The sequence below is a fragment of the Neobacillus sp. S1115 genome, from assembly GCF_055385565.1.
The window spans coordinates 4,338,653-4,356,772 of sequence record NZ_AP038275.1 but is presented as its reverse complement, the minus strand read 5'-3'; the positions used below and the strand labels follow the sequence as shown (position 1 = coordinate 4,356,772).

Genomic DNA, 18,120 nt, shown 5'->3' with positions numbered 1-18,120 from the left:
AAGATTTTGTGTCTTGCACCTTTTTCTTCTCAGTTTTAAAACTATTATAACGAGAGAAAACTGGTTAATTAAGAACTACCATTGAAATTGGCAGGGGAAACACATGGAAGATAAAGAATTACAGTTAGTTGATCATTTAGAGGAATTACGAAAACGGATCATTATCTCGGCGCTGGCTTTTGTGGTCTTTTTTATAGTCGGCTTTATTTATGTTGATGATATTTATAAATGGTTTGTCGGCAGTACAAAGCTCTTGGTGCTCGGTCCAAGTGATATTATGTGGATTTATTTCATGCTCGCCGGAGTCGTCGCGATTGCAGGGACAATTCCAGTGCTGGCGCTGCAAATATGGCTGTTTGTCAAGCCTGCCTTGAAACCGATTGAAAGAAAAATTACGTTGTCATATGTTCCGGCCTTGTTTATTTTATTTATTGCTGGTCTTGCGTTTGGCTATTTTGCCATTTTTCCGATGGTTCTTAACTTTTTGGTGAACATTGGCCAAGATATGTTTGTGACCAATTTTACGGCTGAACGCTATTTCAGTTTTATCTTAAATATGACGCTGCCGTTTGGAGTGTTGTTTGAACTACCAGTTGTAGTTATGTTTTTAACCTCACTTGGAATTATTAATCCATTTGTGCTGACAAAGGTTCGTAAATATGCTTATTTTGTCTTAATTATCATAGCAGTTGTTATAACACCTCCAGATTTTATGTCTGATTTCGTCGTGACATTGCCCCTATTGCTTCTTTATGAAGTCAGCATTAATCTATCTAAATTTGTATATCGAAAAAAGCTGAAGAAAGCACAAGAAGAATTGGTAGAAGTTAATTAAATCAAATTAAAATAGAATGGTCCATGGACCATTCTATTTTAATTTAATAATTTCAGCTGCTTTTTCTTCAACTGAATAACCAAGTCGCCTTAGGTGCTTGCGGATGCCGCTTCGCTCCCATGTATTTAGAAGTGGATTGGCAAGAGAACTTTTGGGGTAAAATATCCCAATTTTAGTTATTTCTTCAAAACTCAAACCCTGCTGGATAAAGTCTTCGATTATCTCATCCCGGCGATTAATCACCGCAAGGAATTTATCCATGGCTTCTGTAAATTCCGCTTTCGTAAAAATCCCTTTTTGATGGCCTGTAATGTAAGTATCGGCATCGAGAGACAGAAGCCGTTTGCCTGAATTGATGAAATCCTCAATATTACCATCAGTCCCGTTATACCATGGACCAAAGGTGGTCATATCATAATCGCCAGCAAACACGACCCCAAGCTCCGGAAAGTATGGGCAGGCCAGGCCGCTTGTATGTCCGGGAGTATGCAAAAACACTACTTTTACATCATCAAATACATATTCTGTCTCGTATTCATATGTTCCTGAAAAACCCCCAAGATTTTGAACCCATTCCTGTGGAAGAGTTTTTTTCCATGCTTCCACACCTTTATAACCCCACTCTTGATAGACTCCATTGGCATGGGCAATTCCTTCCACTGACCTGGATGTCTCAAATTCTATCTTATTTATAAGTTTGGTCGCATCTCGGAACAGGTGATTATGTAGGGTATGGTCAGGATGGTAATGAGTATTAATGATGAGATCAATTCCTTTTTCGTGGTCCAGTTCAAGAAGAGCTTTTGCCTCTGCTCCACTGTCAATTAGCACCTTTTCCTCGCAGTCGATATACAAGCTCCGTGAGAAAGGGACTTTGCTGCTATTTGGACCTTCCACTATGATAATAGGGCCAATTCGATTCAATGAGTTCACTCTCCTTTTCTATCTATTTCCAAAATTCGCAATTTTCACCGATGAATGAATACTCATTCATAATACCACAATATTTTGTTCTTCTCAAAATTTTTTTTATCATTCAGACTGCTTTGGAATTTGGGTAAAAAATAATTATTTGGAAAAAATAAGATAAACTGACAACAATAGGTGCTGGAATATGTTCAAATGGAAAAAAGAGAGTAAGTCACAGGAAGAACTTAAAGCCCATAGCTTATATATCGATGAATTAAAAGAGCAATTAAAAAACGAACTCCTCTATTCGGATATTACCTTTCGTCATCTGAAGAAAAACGGTAATAGAATCGTCTTTTGTTTTTTAGAAAGCCTCATTGACAAGAGTAGCTTGGATGAATTTATTCTTGCACCGATTCAAAATAATGAGAAGATTGAATGGTCTGTCCAAGGATTCACGCAGGTTCTGCCATTATCGGTCTTGACAGTAACCAATCAACTGAGTGAAATTATCAGCGGGCTGATTGAAGGTAATGTTTATATATATGTGGAAGGGGACCCGTATGGTCTATTAACAAATCTCAGCAAGACGGTTGAACGTGGAGTGGAGAAGCCAGAAACGGAATCAAACGTTTATGGCCCGAAGATTTCGTTTACGGAGTCCCTTGTCAGCAACATGAATATCTTAAGAAACAATTTAAAGGACCCAAACCTTTGTATGCAGGACCTTGTAGTGGGAAAAAGGGTGAAAACAAAAGCGAAACTCGTCTACATACAGGGAATTGCCGATGAGGAACTTGTCACCACCTTAAAACAAAGGATCAGTGAGCTTGAAATAGATTATGTCCCCGGTAACACCGTTCTTGGACATTTGATTGAAAACAACAGCTGGACCGTGTTTCCACAGTTGATGACGACTGAGCTTCCGGACCGGATATCCATTGCTCTTTACAGGGGCAAAGTGGCTGTTCTAATGGACAGAAGTCCAGATTGCCTTTATGGTCCCACAACCTTTTTCTCCTATTTTGAGTCTACCGAAGATGTTTATATGCGGTGGAATATGGGGCTGTTCTTACGGGTCCTGCGATTGACGGCGCTTTTTTTATCGGTCCTTTTGACACCTGCCTATGTTGCGGTTCTGACCTATCATTATGAAGTTATACCGTCCCCCATGCTGGTTACATTGGGTGAGTCAAGGTCAAAGGTACCCTTTCCACCGGTCTTTGAAACATTGCTGCTAGAGTTTGTCATAGAGCTGCTTCGCGAGGCCGGTGCCAGGCTGCCAACAAAAGTAGGCCAGACCATCGGTATCGTGGGTGGTATTGTCATCGGACAAGCAGCCGTTCAGGCCGGTTTTACCAGTAACATCTTAATTATTATGATTGCATTAAGTGCTCTCGGGTCCTTTACAACCCCAAGTTATTTAATGGGTACGGCAATCAGAATGATTCGTTTTCCAATTATCATAATTGCTGGTATTTGGGGCGGAATTGGGATTATGGTTGCATTTTGTTTTTTTATCATTCATCTGCTAAGGCTGGAAACACTGGGCAAACCATATCTTTCGCCAGTTTATCCTTTGCAATGGCGAGATCTGGGATATAGTTTTTTCCTTGTGCCTTATCAATATCTTGCCAAACGTCCTCAGACCAATAAACCATTAGACAAAGAGCGTTTTTCGGAAAAAAAAGCAAAGCTAAAAAAAGATATAGATGAATAGAGGGCGATGTAAATGGAGGTGAATGTTAAGCCAAGAGATGGATTGCAGGTTCATGCATTCCTGCTCATTTTTATTGTTCACTCCACCCAAATTGGTGTAGGACTTGTAGGCCTGCCAAGAATTGTTTATTTAGATGCAGGCCATGACGGCTGGATTTCTGTTTTCTTGGCAGGGGTGCTGGGAGGCGTTGCCTTGTGGTTCATGGTAAAAATGCTTGGGAAATATGACAGTGCCGATTTATATGGCATCCATGCTGATGTTTTCGGAAAATGGCTAGGAAATTTCCTCAACCTGGTTTATATGACTTATTTAACGGCAGCCTTTTTTGTGATTTATATGAATTATATAGAAATTGTTCAGGTGTGGATTTTTCCGAACCTTCCAACCTGGCAGCTTGGGTTAGTGTTGCTTATGCTTTCTGCTTATGCTGTGTTTGGGGGAATAAGGGTGGTTGTAGGAACCGCTTTTTTGTCGGTAATGGGTACTATATGGATGGTTTTCGTCCTATTCGTTCCTTTAAAACATTCGGAAATTAATCATATATTTCCGATATTAGATGCCGATATCGAACAAATTCTTATAGGAGCTCATAATTCCTCCTTATCAATGATGGGGATGGAATTAGTCCTATTTGTCTACCCATATATAAAAGAAAAACAAAAAACTCAAATCTTCTCCCAAATAGGCAATGCATATACAGCCTTTATTTTTACACTTGTTACGTTTGTCTCGATAATTTATTATGCTGGTGGAAGTTTGGAACAAACCATTTGGCCTGTTATATCGTTGTTCAAAATAGTCCGCCTTCCCAATTTGGAAAGGTTCGAAATTATCGCTGTTTCTTTTTGGATGCTTATTATCCTGCCTAATTTGTGTTTTTATTTGTGGTCAGCCTCGAAAGGATTTTCACGTATATTTTCTGGAAAGCAAAAATGGGGGCTTTGGATTCTTGCCAGCTTAATCTTTGTATCTTCATTATTTGTCAAAGCAAGATATCAGATGAATCTTATTTCGGATATTATTGGGAAATTTGGTTTTTATGCAGCAATTTGCTATCCGATACTTTTATATTTTATTGTTTCTGCCAAAAAAAGATTTTTTAAGGGGAAGAATATTCATGCCAAAGGGTCTTAAATGGAAAATAGCTGTATCGTTGATAGCCTGCACCTTTTTATTATCCTCCTGCGTGGAGGAAAGGCAATTAGAGAAATTAGGGCTTATTACGGCTGTTGCCTATGACCTGGATGGGAAAAATACAATAAAGGGGACGGTGGTCGTCCATAAATTTGATGCACTGGCTCGAAATGTGACTAAGGTTATTTCAGTAGAGGCCCATACTAGTAAAACCTTAAGGCAGAAACAAAATCTTCGCTCTGACCAAAGGCTTGTTTCAGGGCAGCTGCGCTGTGTCGTGTACAGCAAGGAGCTTGCCAAGAAAGGAATTCATCATCTTGTTGATACGCTCAATCGTGACCCAACTGTAGGGACTATGGTTTTTTTGACGATTGCGGAGGATGAAGCTTCGTCTATCATTAACGTGGGTAAGAAGAATGAAAAGCTTAATCTCGGTACTTATTTGTATAATTTAATTAGGCAAAATGTTGAAAGTGAGCAGATGCTCTCACCAACCCTGCAGGAGTTTAATCATGGTTATCATGATAATGGAAAAGACCCGGTTTTACCTATCCTTAAAGTAGAGAATGGCGATGTAACCGTTACAGGCACAGCCCTTTTTAAGGATGACATGCTTGTTGCAATATTGCCGACTAATAAGCTTTTTTTCTTGAAAATTTTAGCGGATAAATATAAATCCGGTACAAAAGAATTGGGTTTTAATCGAGCAGACTTCAAGAGTATATTTAAGGAAGAAGAGGGGCGGAGTTTTCGGACGGTATACAATAAATTATTTCTAAATATCGATAATATCCGAAGTCATACCAAAATAAAATTAGTGGATAAGAAAAACCTTCGATTTAGAATTGAGATTAAATTTGCTTCGAGGCTATTGGAATCAACAGAGCCTCTCGAATTGACAAGCGCCAAAAATATTAAATTCATCGAGGGACAGATAGAAAAGAAAATGGAAAAGGAAATATACGATTTGCTTGTTTTTTTTCAAGAGAAAGGAGTAGACCCGGTCGGTATAGGAAATGAATATATTACTCATATACGCGGGAAAGAAGTTACTTCAAAAGATTGGAGAGGTATTTATAAAAATGCTAAATTTGAAGTGCATGTGAAAACTACCATTGTAAAAACGGGAGTAATAGATTAAAATACGCTTTTCCTTTCCTCTTTTTTAAAACTTTGTTAAACTATTCACGGATGGAATAGAGGAAGGTAGTGTGTTTAAATGAAATTTCGACTGGTCATGATATTATTAGTCATTTCTAGTATGCTGCTTGCAGCTTGCGGACAAAAGGAGATCAAGGATGCACTAAACTGGGAGGCAGCCGATTTTTCCGCGGTGAATCAGGATAATAAAGCAGTTGGACTAAAGGACTTAAAGGGAAAGATTTGGATTGCTGATTTTATTTTTACAAGCTGTGCAGATGTTTGCCCACCGATGACTGCGAATATGACAAAACTTCAAAAAATGGTTAAGGATGAAGGGTTGAAGAATGTCGAATTTGTCTCCTTCAGCGTTGATCCCACCGTTGACACTCCTGAAGTACTGACTCGATATGCGAACCAATTTGGGGCAGATTTTTCAAATTGGACCTTTTTAACCGGATACTCTCAGCAGTTTATTGAAGGTTATGCCATGAAAACATTCAAGACGCTTGTGAAAAAACCTCAGAATGAAAATCAGGTCATCCATCAGACCTATGTCTATTTGGTAGGTCCAGATGGAAAAATTAAAAAATCATATAATTTATATAAAGATGTTCCGTTTGATGAAATGATTCAGGATATAAAAATTCTGCAATAGACCGTTTTACAGGTCTATTTTTTTCTGGGAATAGGAGGGTATTTATAGATTTGTTTTGAATGAGTTTGGTCATGTTATAATAAAATTAGTTTAGAAGGCAGGTGAATGGGTATGTATAAATTTTTCCCCCTTCTAATTCTCACTGTATTGTTCCTGGGCTCTTGCAGCGAAACTGGGGAATGGGATTTACATCATGCAAAGCAAACGGCTGTACCGGTCTATGAACCTGTACCAGCTGATTTTATTCCGCGCACCTTAACAGTTCTCTCCGCAGGCGATTCCTTAACACAAGGTGTTGGCGACAGTACAGGTAAGGGCGGCTATTTGCCTTATTTAGAAACATTGCTGGAAAATGAAAAAGGCATTAAGGATGTAGATTTCTATAACTACGGGGTGAAGGGAAACCGGACCACTCAATTGCTGAAAAGGCTGAAGGCACCTGAAATAAAGCCTATCTTAAAGAAGGCCGATTTGGTTATTCTGACTATTGGCGGCAACGATATCATGAAGGTGGTCAGGGATCATCTCTCAAATCTTGAATATTCCGTTTTTATGGATGAAAAGGAGAACTATCGTAAACATTTGATTCAGATCATAGAGACAATAGTCAAGGAAAATCCAAACGCCTCCATTGTGTTGGTGGGTCTTTATAATCCTTTTTCAAAGTGGTTTTCAGATATTGAGGAATTTGATCAGATTGTTTCCGAGTGGAACCAAGCAGGTCAATCGGTCATATCACAATATCCAAATGCTTACTTCGTTTCGATTGAAGATATATTTTTAAACAGCAGTGAAAACCTCCTATTCACTGATAATTTTCATCCCAATGATAAGGGCTATGAATTGATTGCCCAGCGGCTCAATGAAACAATGGAAGAACGGGTCTTGCCTGATTTGGACAGGAGGCCGTATATGGTTAGTACAGAGGAGAATTAAATCTTATGAAAAACAAATGGAAAGTTGGATTCCTAGTCTTGGCGGGAATCAACCTTTTATTCGTGATTGTCGTCCTATCGCTTGTGTTGGGTACGGGCTCGGATGCGGATCAAAAAAGCACTCAAATGAAGGCAATAAAAGGGGACCACGTTTCCTTTCATGTGAAATCAAACAAATATGATTTGAATAAGTTAATTAATCATTATTTAAATGAAGAGTCTTCCGATTCCCCAGTTGCTTATCGTGTTTTATTGGGAGACGAGGTGGAGTTGTATGGTAGTATTCCGGTGTTTAGTGAACAGGTCAAAATGAAATTGACATTTGAACCTGATGCGCAAAAGAATGGGGATTTAGTTCTAAAGCAGAAATCCATGTCTGTTGGAAGTCTGCCTCTGCCCATTTCCTATGTTCTAAAGTTTATCGGAGATAATTATAAGCTTCCAGAAGGTGTCGAAATCAGACCGAATGACAAATTGATTTATGTCCATATGCAGCAATTAAGGCTAAAAAGTGATTTGAAAATTAAAGTGGACCAATTTGATTTAAAAAAGGACCAAATCGCCTTTACGATCTTGGTGCCAGTTGATTAAGCTTTTACGTGACAGAGAAAATATTGTGTTATTTTGCCGGACCAGTTGAACTGGTCCATTTTTTAATCAGCAAATTTCCTTTTTAAAGCAACATTTTGTATACTCATAACTAGCAAAGAATCTAAGAAGAACGGGGTTGAAGCGAATGGACAGTCAAGAACAATTGGCGACATTTGCCGGTGGTTGTTTTTGGTGTATGGTGAAACCGTTTGATGAGCTTCCGGGCATTAAGAGTGTTATTTCGGGTTATACTGGCGGGACGGTAGAAAATCCAACCTATCAGCAGGTTTGCTCTGATACAACTGGTCATTATGAAGCGGTACAAATTACTTTTGACCCAGAAATTTTTCCATATGAAAAATTGCTTGAATTATTTTGGCAGCAAATAGACCCAACGGACACCGGCGGCCAGTTTTATGACCGCGGTCAATCCTATCAAACCGCTATATTTTACCACAATGAAACACAAAAAAGACTTGCAGAAGAATCAAAGCGGGCACTCGAGGGAAGTGGCCGTTTTAACAGGCCGATTGTGACACCAATTTTGCAGGCTTTGCCTTTCTATCCGGCCGAGGAGTACCATCAGCATTACTACAAGAAAAATCCAGCTCATTATCAAAGGTATCATATTGGATCAGGAAGATCTGGGTTTATTCAAAAGCACTGGGGAGATAAAGAATGACGAATCATAACAAAGAAGAATTAAAGAAGAGGCTTACGCCTATGCAATTTGAAGTTACGCAAAATAACGGCACTGAACCGCCATTTAGAAATGAATATTGGAATGAAACAAGAGAGGGCATCTATGTAGATATTGTCTCAGGAAAACCACTCTTTAGTTCGCGCGATAAATTCGATGCCGGCTGCGGCTGGCCGAGTTTTACAAAGCCAATTGAAGAAGAGGAAATCACAGAAAAAGCGGATCACAGCCATTTTATGATTCGAACCGAGGTTCGGAGCAATTCTGCCGATTCCCACCTAGGCCACGTTTTTAACGATGGACCTGAACCAACCGGCCTGAGATACTGCATCAACTCTGCCGCATTGCGATTTATACCGAAAGAAAAACTCGAAGAAGAAGGCTACGGCCAATTTAACAAACTTTTCGATTAAAAAAAGCCGCAAGTGAGCGGCTTTTTTAGCTAATAGGAAATTATAAATTTTTACAAATTTATAATTTCCTAACGCATAAATTCAACTACGCCTCTGTCTTCGTCCTATCGGACTCGCCAATCAGCGAGTTTTCATTTACATTGGACTTTTTTCCTTCTGCTTTGAACTGGACGTCATCCCGCCGGATAGGATAAATTTCATGGCATCCTCCGGTTTCACATCAATAATTTCAATCTGCTCCTTTGGAATGAGAAAGGTAAAGCCCGCCACCTGAAAGGTCTGTGGAATATATACCGCCACATGGTCCTTTAATGGACTGTAAAAATCCTCTACCTGCTCGGATGTAATGAACCCCATACTTTTCATCTCGGTTCCGGGAATGACAACCAAAGCCACCTTTGAAAAAGATTTCTTATCCCCTAAAAAGGATTGTATAGTGTCCTTTATGACTGAATAAATCGTTTTTACTACAGGGATTTTTTCCAGCAGCCGATCAATTAGCCGGATAATTTTTCCTGAAATGTACTTTGTCGATAGCCAGCCCAACAGGGTAATCAGGATAATAGTCGTCAACAAGCCGATGCCTGGTATATAATCTTCCTTTAAGTACGGTCGTAACCGGTCACCAAGCAGCCCATCCAAAAATAAAAACGTTTTGTATATTACATAAATGACCAGTATAATCGGTACAATCGTCAAAATCCCGTTAATAAAGCTTTTTAAAATTGCTTTCATTCATTTCACCTGCCAAACTAATATCGTCTTTCATAATATAGGCGAATGCACATACAGGTCAAGCACCCACTACATAAAGTAATCTTGAAAAGATATAATTTTTGGAGGAGTGAATGCGAATGTATCATGGATATGGTATGGACGGCTGCTGTGGCGGCTATGGCGGAGGATTCGGCTATGGTGGCTATGGCGGAGGATTCGGATTTGGATATGGCGGCTTTGCGCTAATTGTCGTGTTGTTTATTCTCTTGATTATTATTGGCGCAAGCTGGGCCTACTAAAAAGTGCGGCTGACTCCTAAACCGGGGTCAGCCGTTTTTTTATCCGATAATAACCTTTTCCTTAGGATAATGGAATGTTTCTTTCCTTCCCTTGCCTCTTAACATCAGAAGGCAGGTAACAATTCCAACTCTTCCGATAAACATTAAGATAATAATCAGTATTTTACCGAACGTTGATAAATTCGGTGTTAACCCCAGCGACAATCCGTTCGTTCCGAACGCAGAAGTGACCTCAACGATCACAGGAATCACGCTGCTGTTTTCAGTAATGGATAAGATGATGATTGACATCAAACACAGGAATGCTCCTGTTGTCATGACTATAAAAGACTTTATTACATCGTCGTGGTGTAATTCCCTTTTAAATATTTTAATAGTCCCTTTGCCTTGGGCATAGAAAAATATCGTTAAAATAATAATGGCAAAAGTAGTTGTCCTAATTCCTCCGCTTGCACTGCTCGGTGAACCGCCAATAAACATTAACAGCGACATAAATAGCTGATTGCTTTGCGTGAATTCACTTAAATCTGTAGTCGCAAGGCCTGCACTCTTGGTTGTAACAGAGTGGAAAAAGGAATAAAAAAAGGATTGGTGCCAATTTTTATCCGCAAAAAAATGATGAATGTCCAGGAGGAAAATAATGATTCCGCCAAGTAGAGTAAGGATTACAAAGGTCAAGGTTGTTAATTTTGTAAACAGGGTAAAGTGAAATTTTTTTTTGCTCTTTAAATTTAAGAAGAAATCAAGTACCTCTACAATCACAGGAAACCCGATTGCTCCAATGATAATTAAGAGCATAACCATAAATTGAACAAAGTAGTCATGGTCATAAGGAATTAGGGATGCCCCCGTAAGATCGAATCCAGCATTCGTTGTTGCACTGATAGAGATAAAAAAACCATGTTTGAACGCGGGTAAGGCCCGGTCATAATATTTTAGTAAATGAATACCTAATATAATTCCTCCGATAAATTCAATTGTAATGATAAAAATAAATATTCTCTTGGCCAAATGGACCAATCCTGAAAGGTTTGATTGATTGTGGTCAATCATGAGCAATTGTCTTTCCTTTAATCCCACTTTTTTCCCCAGCATCACCCAAAGAAACGTACTTAAAGACATAACGCCAAGCCCTCCTACTTGAAGAATGGCGCAAAGTAGAAAAATCCCAAAATTATTAAACGTATCCTTCAAGGAAATGACGCTTAAACCGGTAACGCTGATGGCGCTTGCAGCTGTAAACATCGCATCAATAAAGCTAATTCTTACTTTTGGAAGGTGCACGAAAGGTAATTTCAATAGAAGTGTCGAAATAATTAGTGCAGATAAATAAAAGATAAAAATTAATTGAAATGTCGAAAATTCCCTCGTCTTCAATTGAAGCTTCTTCATTGAGTCCATTTAAATTCATTCCTTATATAATCTCCCTGTTATTCTATAATAAGCTTTGCAAATTGTAAAAGGCCGGAAAGAAACAATATTGTGAATCATACAATTTCAATAAGGAAATGAATCTATTAGCTTCTTAATTTTGCGTTATGCAGAGGGAAGTGGTTTATAGGGTGGAACAGTCGTATTTAATTAAGCCCATGCTTGATGTGTCATATACCGTTATCGATTATGGAAAAGGCGTCTATTTATATGACAAGAACGGAAAGAAGTACTTAGATGCCGCTTCTGGGGCTGTCACAGCCAATATCGGTCATGGAGAAAAAGAGATTATTAAGGCGATGGAAGAGCAGGCCCAAAAGGTCTCGTTCGTGTACCGCTCGCAGTTTACCAGTGAAGCAGCTGAAAAACTGGCTGAAAAGATTGCTAAGCTATTGCCTGGAGATTTGAATTGGAGCTTTTTCGTCAACAGCGGTTCCGAAGCCACAGAAACTGCCATGAAAATGGCAATCCAATATTGGCAGGAAAAAGGAATTACCACGAAAAATAAGATTTTGTCCAGATGGGTTAGTTACCATGGGATAACTTTGGGAGCGCTTTCGATGTCCGGCCATCCTGGAAGAAGGGCAAGATTTGTTCCACTTTTAGAGGAGTTTCCAGTCATCCATCCCCCTTATTGCTACCGCTGTCCATACCATCTTGAAGCACCTGCCTGTCAATATCTTTGCGCCCGTGAGCTAGAAACTGCCATCAACAGAATCGGGGCAGATAAAATTGCCGCCTTTATCGCAGAGCCTGTCATAGGTGCTGCTGGCGGAGCCATTTCCCCGCCAAAGGATTATTTAAAAGTGATAAAGAAAATTTGTGATGACCATGACATTCTGTTTATTGCAGACGAAGTAATGACAGGAGCTGGCCGGACTGGTGCGATGCTGGCATCTGAGCAATGGGGTGTCATTCCAGATATTGTCGCCTTAGGAAAGGGACTTGGAGCGGGATATGCACCGATTGCGGCTGCTGTTGCCAGCGATAAAATCATCGAGCCGATTCTGGCCGGCTCCAAAGTGGTCATGAGCGGTCATACATTAAGTGCCAATCCACAAAGCTGTGCTGCCGCTTTAGCCGTCCTTGAATATTTAGAAAAAAACCAGATTATGAGAACAGTTGAAAACAAGGGTGAGTTTTTACGAAAGGAACTTGAAAAACTAAAGAGCCAATTTTGGTTTATAGGGGATGTCAGAGGGATAGGCCTTCTACTCGGAATTGAATTTGTAGAGGACCAAACATCAAGAAGACCGTTTCCAAGAAATGTGCAAGTTACGCCAAGAATAGTGGAGCTTGCCAAGGAAAAAGGGCTGATCGTATATCCGGCAGGTGCGGGAATAGATGGGGTAAATGGTGACTCGATTATAATTTCACCTCCATTAACTATTACCGAAGTAGAGATGAATGAATTAATTTACTTATTAAAGGAAGCATTTTCAGTCTTTTCAAAGGAAATCAATTTATCGGAATGACTGGGTGGTGTAAAAGGATGAAAAACCCATTTGGGAAAATCACAACCTTGGAGAAGGCCATGGAGCTTTTTCATGACGGAATGACGTTAATGTTTGGCGGCTTTGGCGGTGTAGGGACCCCGCCGGGTTTAATCGATGGGATTCTCGAAAAAGGAATTCGCAATTTGACACTAATCGGAAATGACACTGGTTTTCCCCATATTGGAATCGGAAAATTGGTCAGCCAGGAAAGGGCGAAAAAAGTGATTGCCTCGCATATAGGGTCAAATCCATTTGCCGGTCAGTTCATGCATGAGGGAAAGCTTGAGGTGGAGTTTTCCCCACAAGGCATTCTCGCTGAAAGAATTCGTGCGGGCGGTGTGGGACTACCTGGAATTTTATCCGATATCGGCAAGGACATTGAGCTGGTAGCGGGAGGTAAACAGAGGGTCTTGCTGAACGGTAAAGAATATTTAGTTGAGGAAGCATTAACAGCGGAGGTTTCCATCGTATTTGCGAAAAAGGCTGATGAATATGGAAATTTAATTTATGACAAGAGTGCCCGCAATACCAATCCGCTTGTCGCCATGGCAGGTACCATCACGATTGCCGAAGTAGAAGAAATTGTTCCCCTCGGCACTCTTGATGCGGAAGAAATTATCACACCCGGAGTATTCGTGGATTACATCATTCCAACTAAAGGGGTGAACTGGAAATGGGCATGGGAGTAGATATACGTAATAAACTAGCAAAACGTGCCGCCGAAGAAATTCAAAATGGGATGGTAGTGAATCTAGGTATCGGCATCCCTTCCCTCGTTCCTAATCACCTCAAGAAAGGGGTAAACGTTATTTTTCATGCGGAAAATGGCATTACTGGAATGGGGCAAAGTCCGATAAAAGGTGAGGAGGACGAAAACCTTTGCAATGCAGGGGGATTTCCGGTCACGTTAAACATCGGCGGTTCCTATTGTGATAGTGCGGTTTCGTTTGGCATGATCCGCAGCGGCAAAATAGATATCACGATTTTAGGCTCCCTTCAGGTAAGCCAGAAGGGAGATTTAGCGAACTGGATTGTACCTGGCAAGAAGGTCCCGGGAATGGGCGGGGCAATGGAGCTTGCCCAAAAGGCAAAGAAAGTTATTGTCCTGATGAACCACTGTGATAAACATGGCCACTCAAAAATCGTCAAGGAGTGTACGCTGCCCCTTACTTCCAGGGAATGTGTGGATGTGATTATTACGGAATTAGCTGTTTTTCAAGTGACAGACGAAGGACTGCTTTTAACAGAAATATTTGCCCAAGGTAATCTTGAAGATATAGTCAATAACACCCAATGTGAATTTGCTATTAGTGAAAATTTGAAAGAAATCCCCTATTAAATGCAGCATAGTTAATAAAGGGAGTGGTGCAGATGCAAAATCATGAAGCTCAAATCAACACCTGGTTGAAGGAAAACCGGGCAAGAGGGGCAAGGCTCTTGCAAATCCTTGTCAGGGAAAACTCCACAAGAGGGAACGAAAGCAGTGCCCAGGCGATTCTCATTGAAAAATGCCGCCAGCTTGGATTAACACTTGATATTTGGGAAATTGGCAGTGAAGACTTAAAAAATCATCCAGCCTACTGCTGTGATCGACATAACTTCGAGGGAAACCCTAACCTAGTTGCTGTGTTAAAGGGCACAGGTGGAGGAAAATCTCTCATCCTCAATGGTCATATTGATGTGGTTCCGGTTGGCAATGAGTCAAGCTGGGAACGGGATCCCTTTAGCGGGCATATCGAATGCGGAAAGTTGTACGGCAGGGGGGCCACCGATATGAAAGGGGGAACCGCCGCCCTTTTAATGGCGCTTGAGTCCATTATTACCTCTGGAATAAAGCTTAAAGGCGACGTCATTTTTCAGAGTGTTATAGAAGAGGAAAGCGGCGGAGCGGGAACGCTTGCGGCTGTACTAAGAGGATACTGTGCCGATGGAGCGATAATCCCAGAACCGACGAATATGAAAATTTTCCCGAAGCAGCAGGGCTCTATGTGGTTTAGAATTACCGTAAAAGGCAAGGCAGCACACGGAGGAACTCGCTACGAAGGCGTTAGTGCAATTGAGAAATCGGTAAAAGTCATTCAAAGATTGCAGCAATTAGAGAAAGACCGGAATGCCAAAATTTCAGACCCGCTTTATCAAAAAATCCCAATCCCAATTCCTATTAATATTGGAAAAATCACAAGCGGTGAATGGCCGTCATCGGTCCCTGACACTGCTGTGATTGAAGGCAGGATGGGGGTTGCCCCGAATGAAACAATGCAATCTGCTCAGGCTGAAATGGAAGCTTGTCTTAACGAGCTTAATGAGCAGGATTCTTGGTTTAAGGATCATCCTTTAACCATCGAATGGTTTGGCGGCAGATGGCTGCCCGGTAATATGGAAAGCAGTCATCCATTAATGAAGGAGCTTTCTGCGAGTTTTCGAGAGGTCAATGGGGAGGAACCAGTGGTGGAGGCAAGCCCATGGGGAACCGATGGCGGAATTCTATCAGCCGTGGGGAATACGCCAGTTGTTGTGTTCGGCCCGGGGACTACGGAAATTGCCCATGATGCCAATGAATATATCATTCTCGATGAAATGTTTGCCGCAAGCGAGATTATCGCTCTAACCATTTTGAAATGGTGCGGAGTACAGGAATAGTGTTGAAAAATCAAAATACTGCAGGCGAAATGTCTGGCTTGGAAAAAAGCCAGACATTTTTCTGGAAAAAATAGAAATTTTTTGAAAAAAGGGGTGATGATGTTGAATTATTTACCAACGACAATTTTTGAAATTCATTCCACCTTCTATATGGAAGTCTGTATTGACTCATTTAATAAACGAATCCGAGTCGACGACTATCGCGGGAATATAAAGAAAATCCTGGTAAGGGCAGAGGAACTCGTCAAACAGCATCAGGTGGAAAAGCTAATCATCAAAGCTCGAATGGAAGATACGATTTCCCTTTTTGAATTTGGTCTTCAGCCTGAAGCGATCGTAGACCATTATTTCCGGGGTTCGGATGCATATTTTTATACAAAATATTATATTTCTGATCGGAAGAAAAACGACCATTGGATGACCGAAGACGCAATCATTCACAGTATTTATCAATTGGATCATGTCCAGCAAAATTTAACCCCGCCAAAAGATTACGAGATTAAAAAAGCTGATGAAAACCAGGCAGCCAAGCTATCTGCTCTTTACCGGCAGGTGTTTCAAATTTATCCAACTCCATTAAATGACCCGGAATATATAAAAAAGACAATGCAAGGTGGGACAATCTATTATGTCTTTTTACATCAGGGGGACATCGTCAGTGCAGCTTCTGCGGAAATAAACGATTTTTATAAAAATGCAGAATTAACAGATTGTGCAACGCTTCCGGAGCACCGGAAATATGGACTGATGAAGATTCTCCTGAATGAACTTGAGGGTGAATTAATTAAAAAAGGGATTTTTTGCAGCTATTCAATCGCCAGGTCATTGTCATTTGGGATGAATGCAGCCCTATATCAGCTCGGCTATTCTTACCGCGGAAGGCTCATGAATAATGTCTATATTTATGACAAGCTGGAGGATATGAATATGTGGGCAAAGAATTTGGCAGGCTGCTAGCTTTTTGGCAGATGGTGCCCGTTTTTCGGCACCAGGTATACTGGCGGAGGGGCAGGTGAAATAATGGGCCAATTAACTGCTTTAACACAGGAAGTTCTAAGTGCCATTTTAAAAAGTATTGATGAAGGAATCCATGTGGTTAATATCGAAGGGAAGACCATTTTTTATAATGAAGTAGCGGCAAGGCATGATGGAATGGAGGTGACAGAGGTTCTTGGGAAGCACCTGTTAGAGGCTTTCCCTTCCCTAACAGAAGATTCAAGCACCTTGTTAAAGGTCATCAAAACAGCTAAGCCAATCTATAACCAGACCCAAGAATACGTTAATTTACATGGCGCCAGAATTGACACCATGAATACTACCTTGCCAATTCTGCTGAATGATGAAATTATCGGTGCAGTTGAAATTGCAAAAGATTATTCGCGGATGAAACTGCTTGCGGAAAGGCTGCTAGACCTGCAAAAAGGACTGAACAAAAGCAAACGGAAAAAGACCCCTCCACAGGTCCGCTATACGTTAAATGATTTAAAAACGGTAAACCCAATCTTCAATAGAATGAAGGAGGAAGCCAGGAAACTGGCAAAATCGGATTCTCCCATCCTTGTATACGGTGAATCAGGTACTGGTAAAGAATTATTTATCCAAGGAATTCATCATGAATCAAGACGGTCAAACGGGCCCTTTATTGCGCAAAATTGCGCTGCCATCCCTGAAACCCTGCTTGAAAGTATGCTGTTTGGAACGGCCAAAGGAAGCTATACGGGAGCCGTTGACAGAAAAGGGTTATTTGAGCTTGCTGATGGGGGCACCCTGTTTCTTGATGAACTTCACGCGATGCCAATTGAATTGCAGGCGAAGCTTCTTAGGGTTTTAGAGGAGGGGATGGTCAGAAGGGTGGGGAGTTCTGAAACCAGTGCCGTGGATGTCCGTGTCATCGCTGCGATAAATGTTCATCCAAATAAATTACTTCAAGAAGAAAAACTGCGCTCTGACCTTTATTATCGCTTAAATGTATTTACCTTTTCTTTGTTGCCGCTTCGGGAAAGAAAGGAAGATATCATTTATTTATGCAAATTCTTCATACAAGAATATAATCATAAACTCAAAAAAAATATCCTAGGAATGGAAGAAAAACTGGAATTCCTCTTCATGGATTATCAATGGCCTGGAAATGTCCGTGAATTAAAACATACATTGGAATATATGATGAATGTCTGCAATGGCAGTTTATTAACCACTGAAGACTTGCCAATCATGTTAAAGCAGCATTCATCCCTTATAAGAAGGAATGTCAGGGAATGTGTAAATATATCACTGCGTCAACATGTTGATGACCTTGAAAGAAAACTGATCATCGAGGCGTTGGAACAATCCGGCGGCAATGTAAAACAGGCTGCCGAGCTTTTGGAAATCCCAAGACAGACCTTACAATATAAATTAAAAAAATTGATGTAATGTTAATGGGTGCCGACTTTTCGGCACCTTTTCATTTTCTAAAAATGAAAAAAGTATTAAATTCCTCCTTCGGACCGGCAGAACACAAAC

At 40.5% G+C, this 18,120-nt stretch carries 19 protein-coding genes; 16 read left to right on the top strand and 3 right to left on the bottom strand.

From position 1 onward, the window contains the following. Window positions 1-103: 103 nt before the first annotated feature. Window positions 104-835, top strand: a complete 732-nt coding sequence (gene tatC, locus ACZ5B7_RS21145) for a twin-arginine translocase subunit TatC (RefSeq protein WP_464490900.1) — start codon at window positions 104-106, stop codon at window positions 833-835. Between the two features lie 33 nt (window positions 836-868). On the opposite strand, the gene ACZ5B7_RS21140 is transcribed toward tatC, so the two are convergent. Beyond that, window positions 869-1,768 (bottom strand): MBL fold metallo-hydrolase, encoded by a 900-nt coding sequence (locus ACZ5B7_RS21140; protein WP_423798866.1) that lies wholly within the window; start codon window positions 1,766-1,768, stop codon window positions 869-871. A gap of 181 nt (window positions 1,769-1,949) precedes the next feature. Here ACZ5B7_RS21140 and ACZ5B7_RS21135 point away from each other — a divergent pair, with 181 nt between their 5' ends. The 8 genes from ACZ5B7_RS21135 (at window position 1,950) to msrB (ending at window position 9,035) form a co-directional block, all read left to right on the top strand. Beyond that, window positions 1,950-3,464: a spore germination protein gene (locus ACZ5B7_RS21135; RefSeq protein WP_464490899.1), complete on the top strand. Its 1,515-nt coding sequence runs from the start codon at window positions 1,950-1,952 to the stop codon at window positions 3,462-3,464. A 12-nt stretch (window positions 3,465-3,476) separates the two neighbouring features. After that, complete coding sequence (locus ACZ5B7_RS21130; protein ID WP_464490898.1) at window positions 3,477-4,598, top strand: GerAB/ArcD/ProY family transporter; 1,122 nt, start codon at window positions 3,477-3,479, stop codon at window positions 4,596-4,598. Then, window positions 4,582-5,739, top strand: coding sequence for a Ger(x)C family spore germination protein (locus tag ACZ5B7_RS21125; protein ID WP_464490897.1), 1,158 nt, complete (start codon window positions 4,582-4,584; stop codon window positions 5,737-5,739). Before ACZ5B7_RS21130 ends, ACZ5B7_RS21125 begins: the two co-directional genes overlap by 17 nt. A gap of 78 nt (window positions 5,740-5,817) precedes the next feature. Continuing rightward, window positions 5,818-6,396 carry an SCO family protein gene (locus ACZ5B7_RS21120; RefSeq protein ID WP_378583805.1) on the top strand — a complete coding sequence of 193 codons (579 nt, stop codon included), beginning with the start codon at window positions 5,818-5,820 and terminating at the stop codon, window positions 6,394-6,396. A gap of 105 nt (window positions 6,397-6,501) precedes the next feature. Beyond that, window positions 6,502-7,332, top strand: coding sequence for an SGNH/GDSL hydrolase family protein (locus ACZ5B7_RS21115; RefSeq protein ID WP_464490896.1), 831 nt, complete (start codon window positions 6,502-6,504; stop codon window positions 7,330-7,332). 5 nt (window positions 7,333-7,337) lie between these two features. Then, complete coding sequence (locus ACZ5B7_RS21110) at window positions 7,338-7,922, top strand: YpmS family protein (protein ID WP_464490895.1); 585 nt, start codon at window positions 7,338-7,340, stop codon at window positions 7,920-7,922. A 145-nt stretch (window positions 7,923-8,067) separates the two neighbouring features. Further along, entirely contained in the window at window positions 8,068-8,604 is a 537-nt protein-coding gene (gene msrA, locus ACZ5B7_RS21105) for a peptide-methionine (S)-S-oxide reductase MsrA (protein WP_464490894.1), read from the top strand. Continuing rightward, window positions 8,601-9,035, top strand: coding sequence for a peptide-methionine (R)-S-oxide reductase MsrB (gene msrB, locus ACZ5B7_RS21100; RefSeq protein WP_423798858.1), 435 nt, complete (start codon window positions 8,601-8,603; stop codon window positions 9,033-9,035). The genes msrA and msrB overlap by 4 nt, the downstream gene beginning before the upstream one ends. Window positions 9,036-9,170: 135 nt before the next feature. On the opposite strand, the gene ACZ5B7_RS21095 is transcribed toward msrB, so the two are convergent. Next, window positions 9,171-9,770: a DUF502 domain-containing protein gene (locus ACZ5B7_RS21095; RefSeq protein WP_464490893.1), complete on the bottom strand. Its 600-nt coding sequence runs from the start codon at window positions 9,768-9,770 to the stop codon at window positions 9,171-9,173. A 119-nt stretch (window positions 9,771-9,889) separates the two neighbouring features. Between ACZ5B7_RS21095 and ACZ5B7_RS21090 the strand changes: the two genes are divergently transcribed. Then, on the top strand, window positions 9,890-10,051 hold the full coding sequence (locus ACZ5B7_RS21090) for a YjcZ family sporulation protein (protein ID WP_464490892.1): 162 nt from the start codon (window positions 9,890-9,892) through the stop codon (window positions 10,049-10,051). Between the two features lie 39 nt (window positions 10,052-10,090). Here ACZ5B7_RS21090 and ACZ5B7_RS21085 read toward each other — a convergent pair whose 3' ends face one another. Then, window positions 10,091-11,443: a TrkH family potassium uptake protein gene (locus ACZ5B7_RS21085; RefSeq protein WP_464494539.1), complete on the bottom strand. Its 1,353-nt coding sequence runs from the start codon at window positions 11,441-11,443 to the stop codon at window positions 10,091-10,093. A gap of 170 nt (window positions 11,444-11,613) precedes the next feature. On the opposite strand from ACZ5B7_RS21085, the gene ACZ5B7_RS21080 reads away from it, so the two are divergent. The 6 genes from ACZ5B7_RS21080 (at window position 11,614) to ACZ5B7_RS21055 (ending at window position 18,030) form a co-directional block, all read left to right on the top strand. Next, window positions 11,614-12,957: an aspartate aminotransferase family protein gene (locus ACZ5B7_RS21080; protein WP_464490891.1), complete on the top strand. Its 1,344-nt coding sequence runs from the start codon at window positions 11,614-11,616 to the stop codon at window positions 12,955-12,957. 17 nt (window positions 12,958-12,974) lie between these two features. Beyond that, entirely contained in the window at window positions 12,975-13,667 is a 693-nt protein-coding gene (locus ACZ5B7_RS21075; RefSeq protein ID WP_464490890.1) for a CoA transferase subunit A, read from the top strand. After that, window positions 13,652-14,317 (top strand): 3-oxoacid CoA-transferase subunit B, encoded by a 666-nt coding sequence (locus tag ACZ5B7_RS21070; RefSeq protein WP_464490889.1) that lies wholly within the window; start codon window positions 13,652-13,654, stop codon window positions 14,315-14,317. The genes ACZ5B7_RS21075 and ACZ5B7_RS21070 overlap by 16 nt, the downstream gene beginning before the upstream one ends. A gap of 32 nt (window positions 14,318-14,349) precedes the next feature. After that, window positions 14,350-15,618: a peptidase gene (locus ACZ5B7_RS21065; protein WP_464490888.1), complete on the top strand. Its 1,269-nt coding sequence runs from the start codon at window positions 14,350-14,352 to the stop codon at window positions 15,616-15,618. Window positions 15,619-15,714: 96 nt separating this feature from the next. Beyond that, complete coding sequence (ablB, locus tag ACZ5B7_RS21060; RefSeq protein ID WP_464490887.1) at window positions 15,715-16,575, top strand: putative beta-lysine N-acetyltransferase; 861 nt, start codon at window positions 15,715-15,717, stop codon at window positions 16,573-16,575. Between the two features lie 63 nt (window positions 16,576-16,638). Then, window positions 16,639-18,030 carry a sigma-54 interaction domain-containing protein gene (locus tag ACZ5B7_RS21055; RefSeq protein ID WP_464490886.1) on the top strand — a complete coding sequence of 464 codons (1,392 nt, stop codon included), beginning with the start codon at window positions 16,639-16,641 and terminating at the stop codon, window positions 18,028-18,030. The last annotated feature ends 90 nt before the right edge of the window (window positions 18,031-18,120 follow it).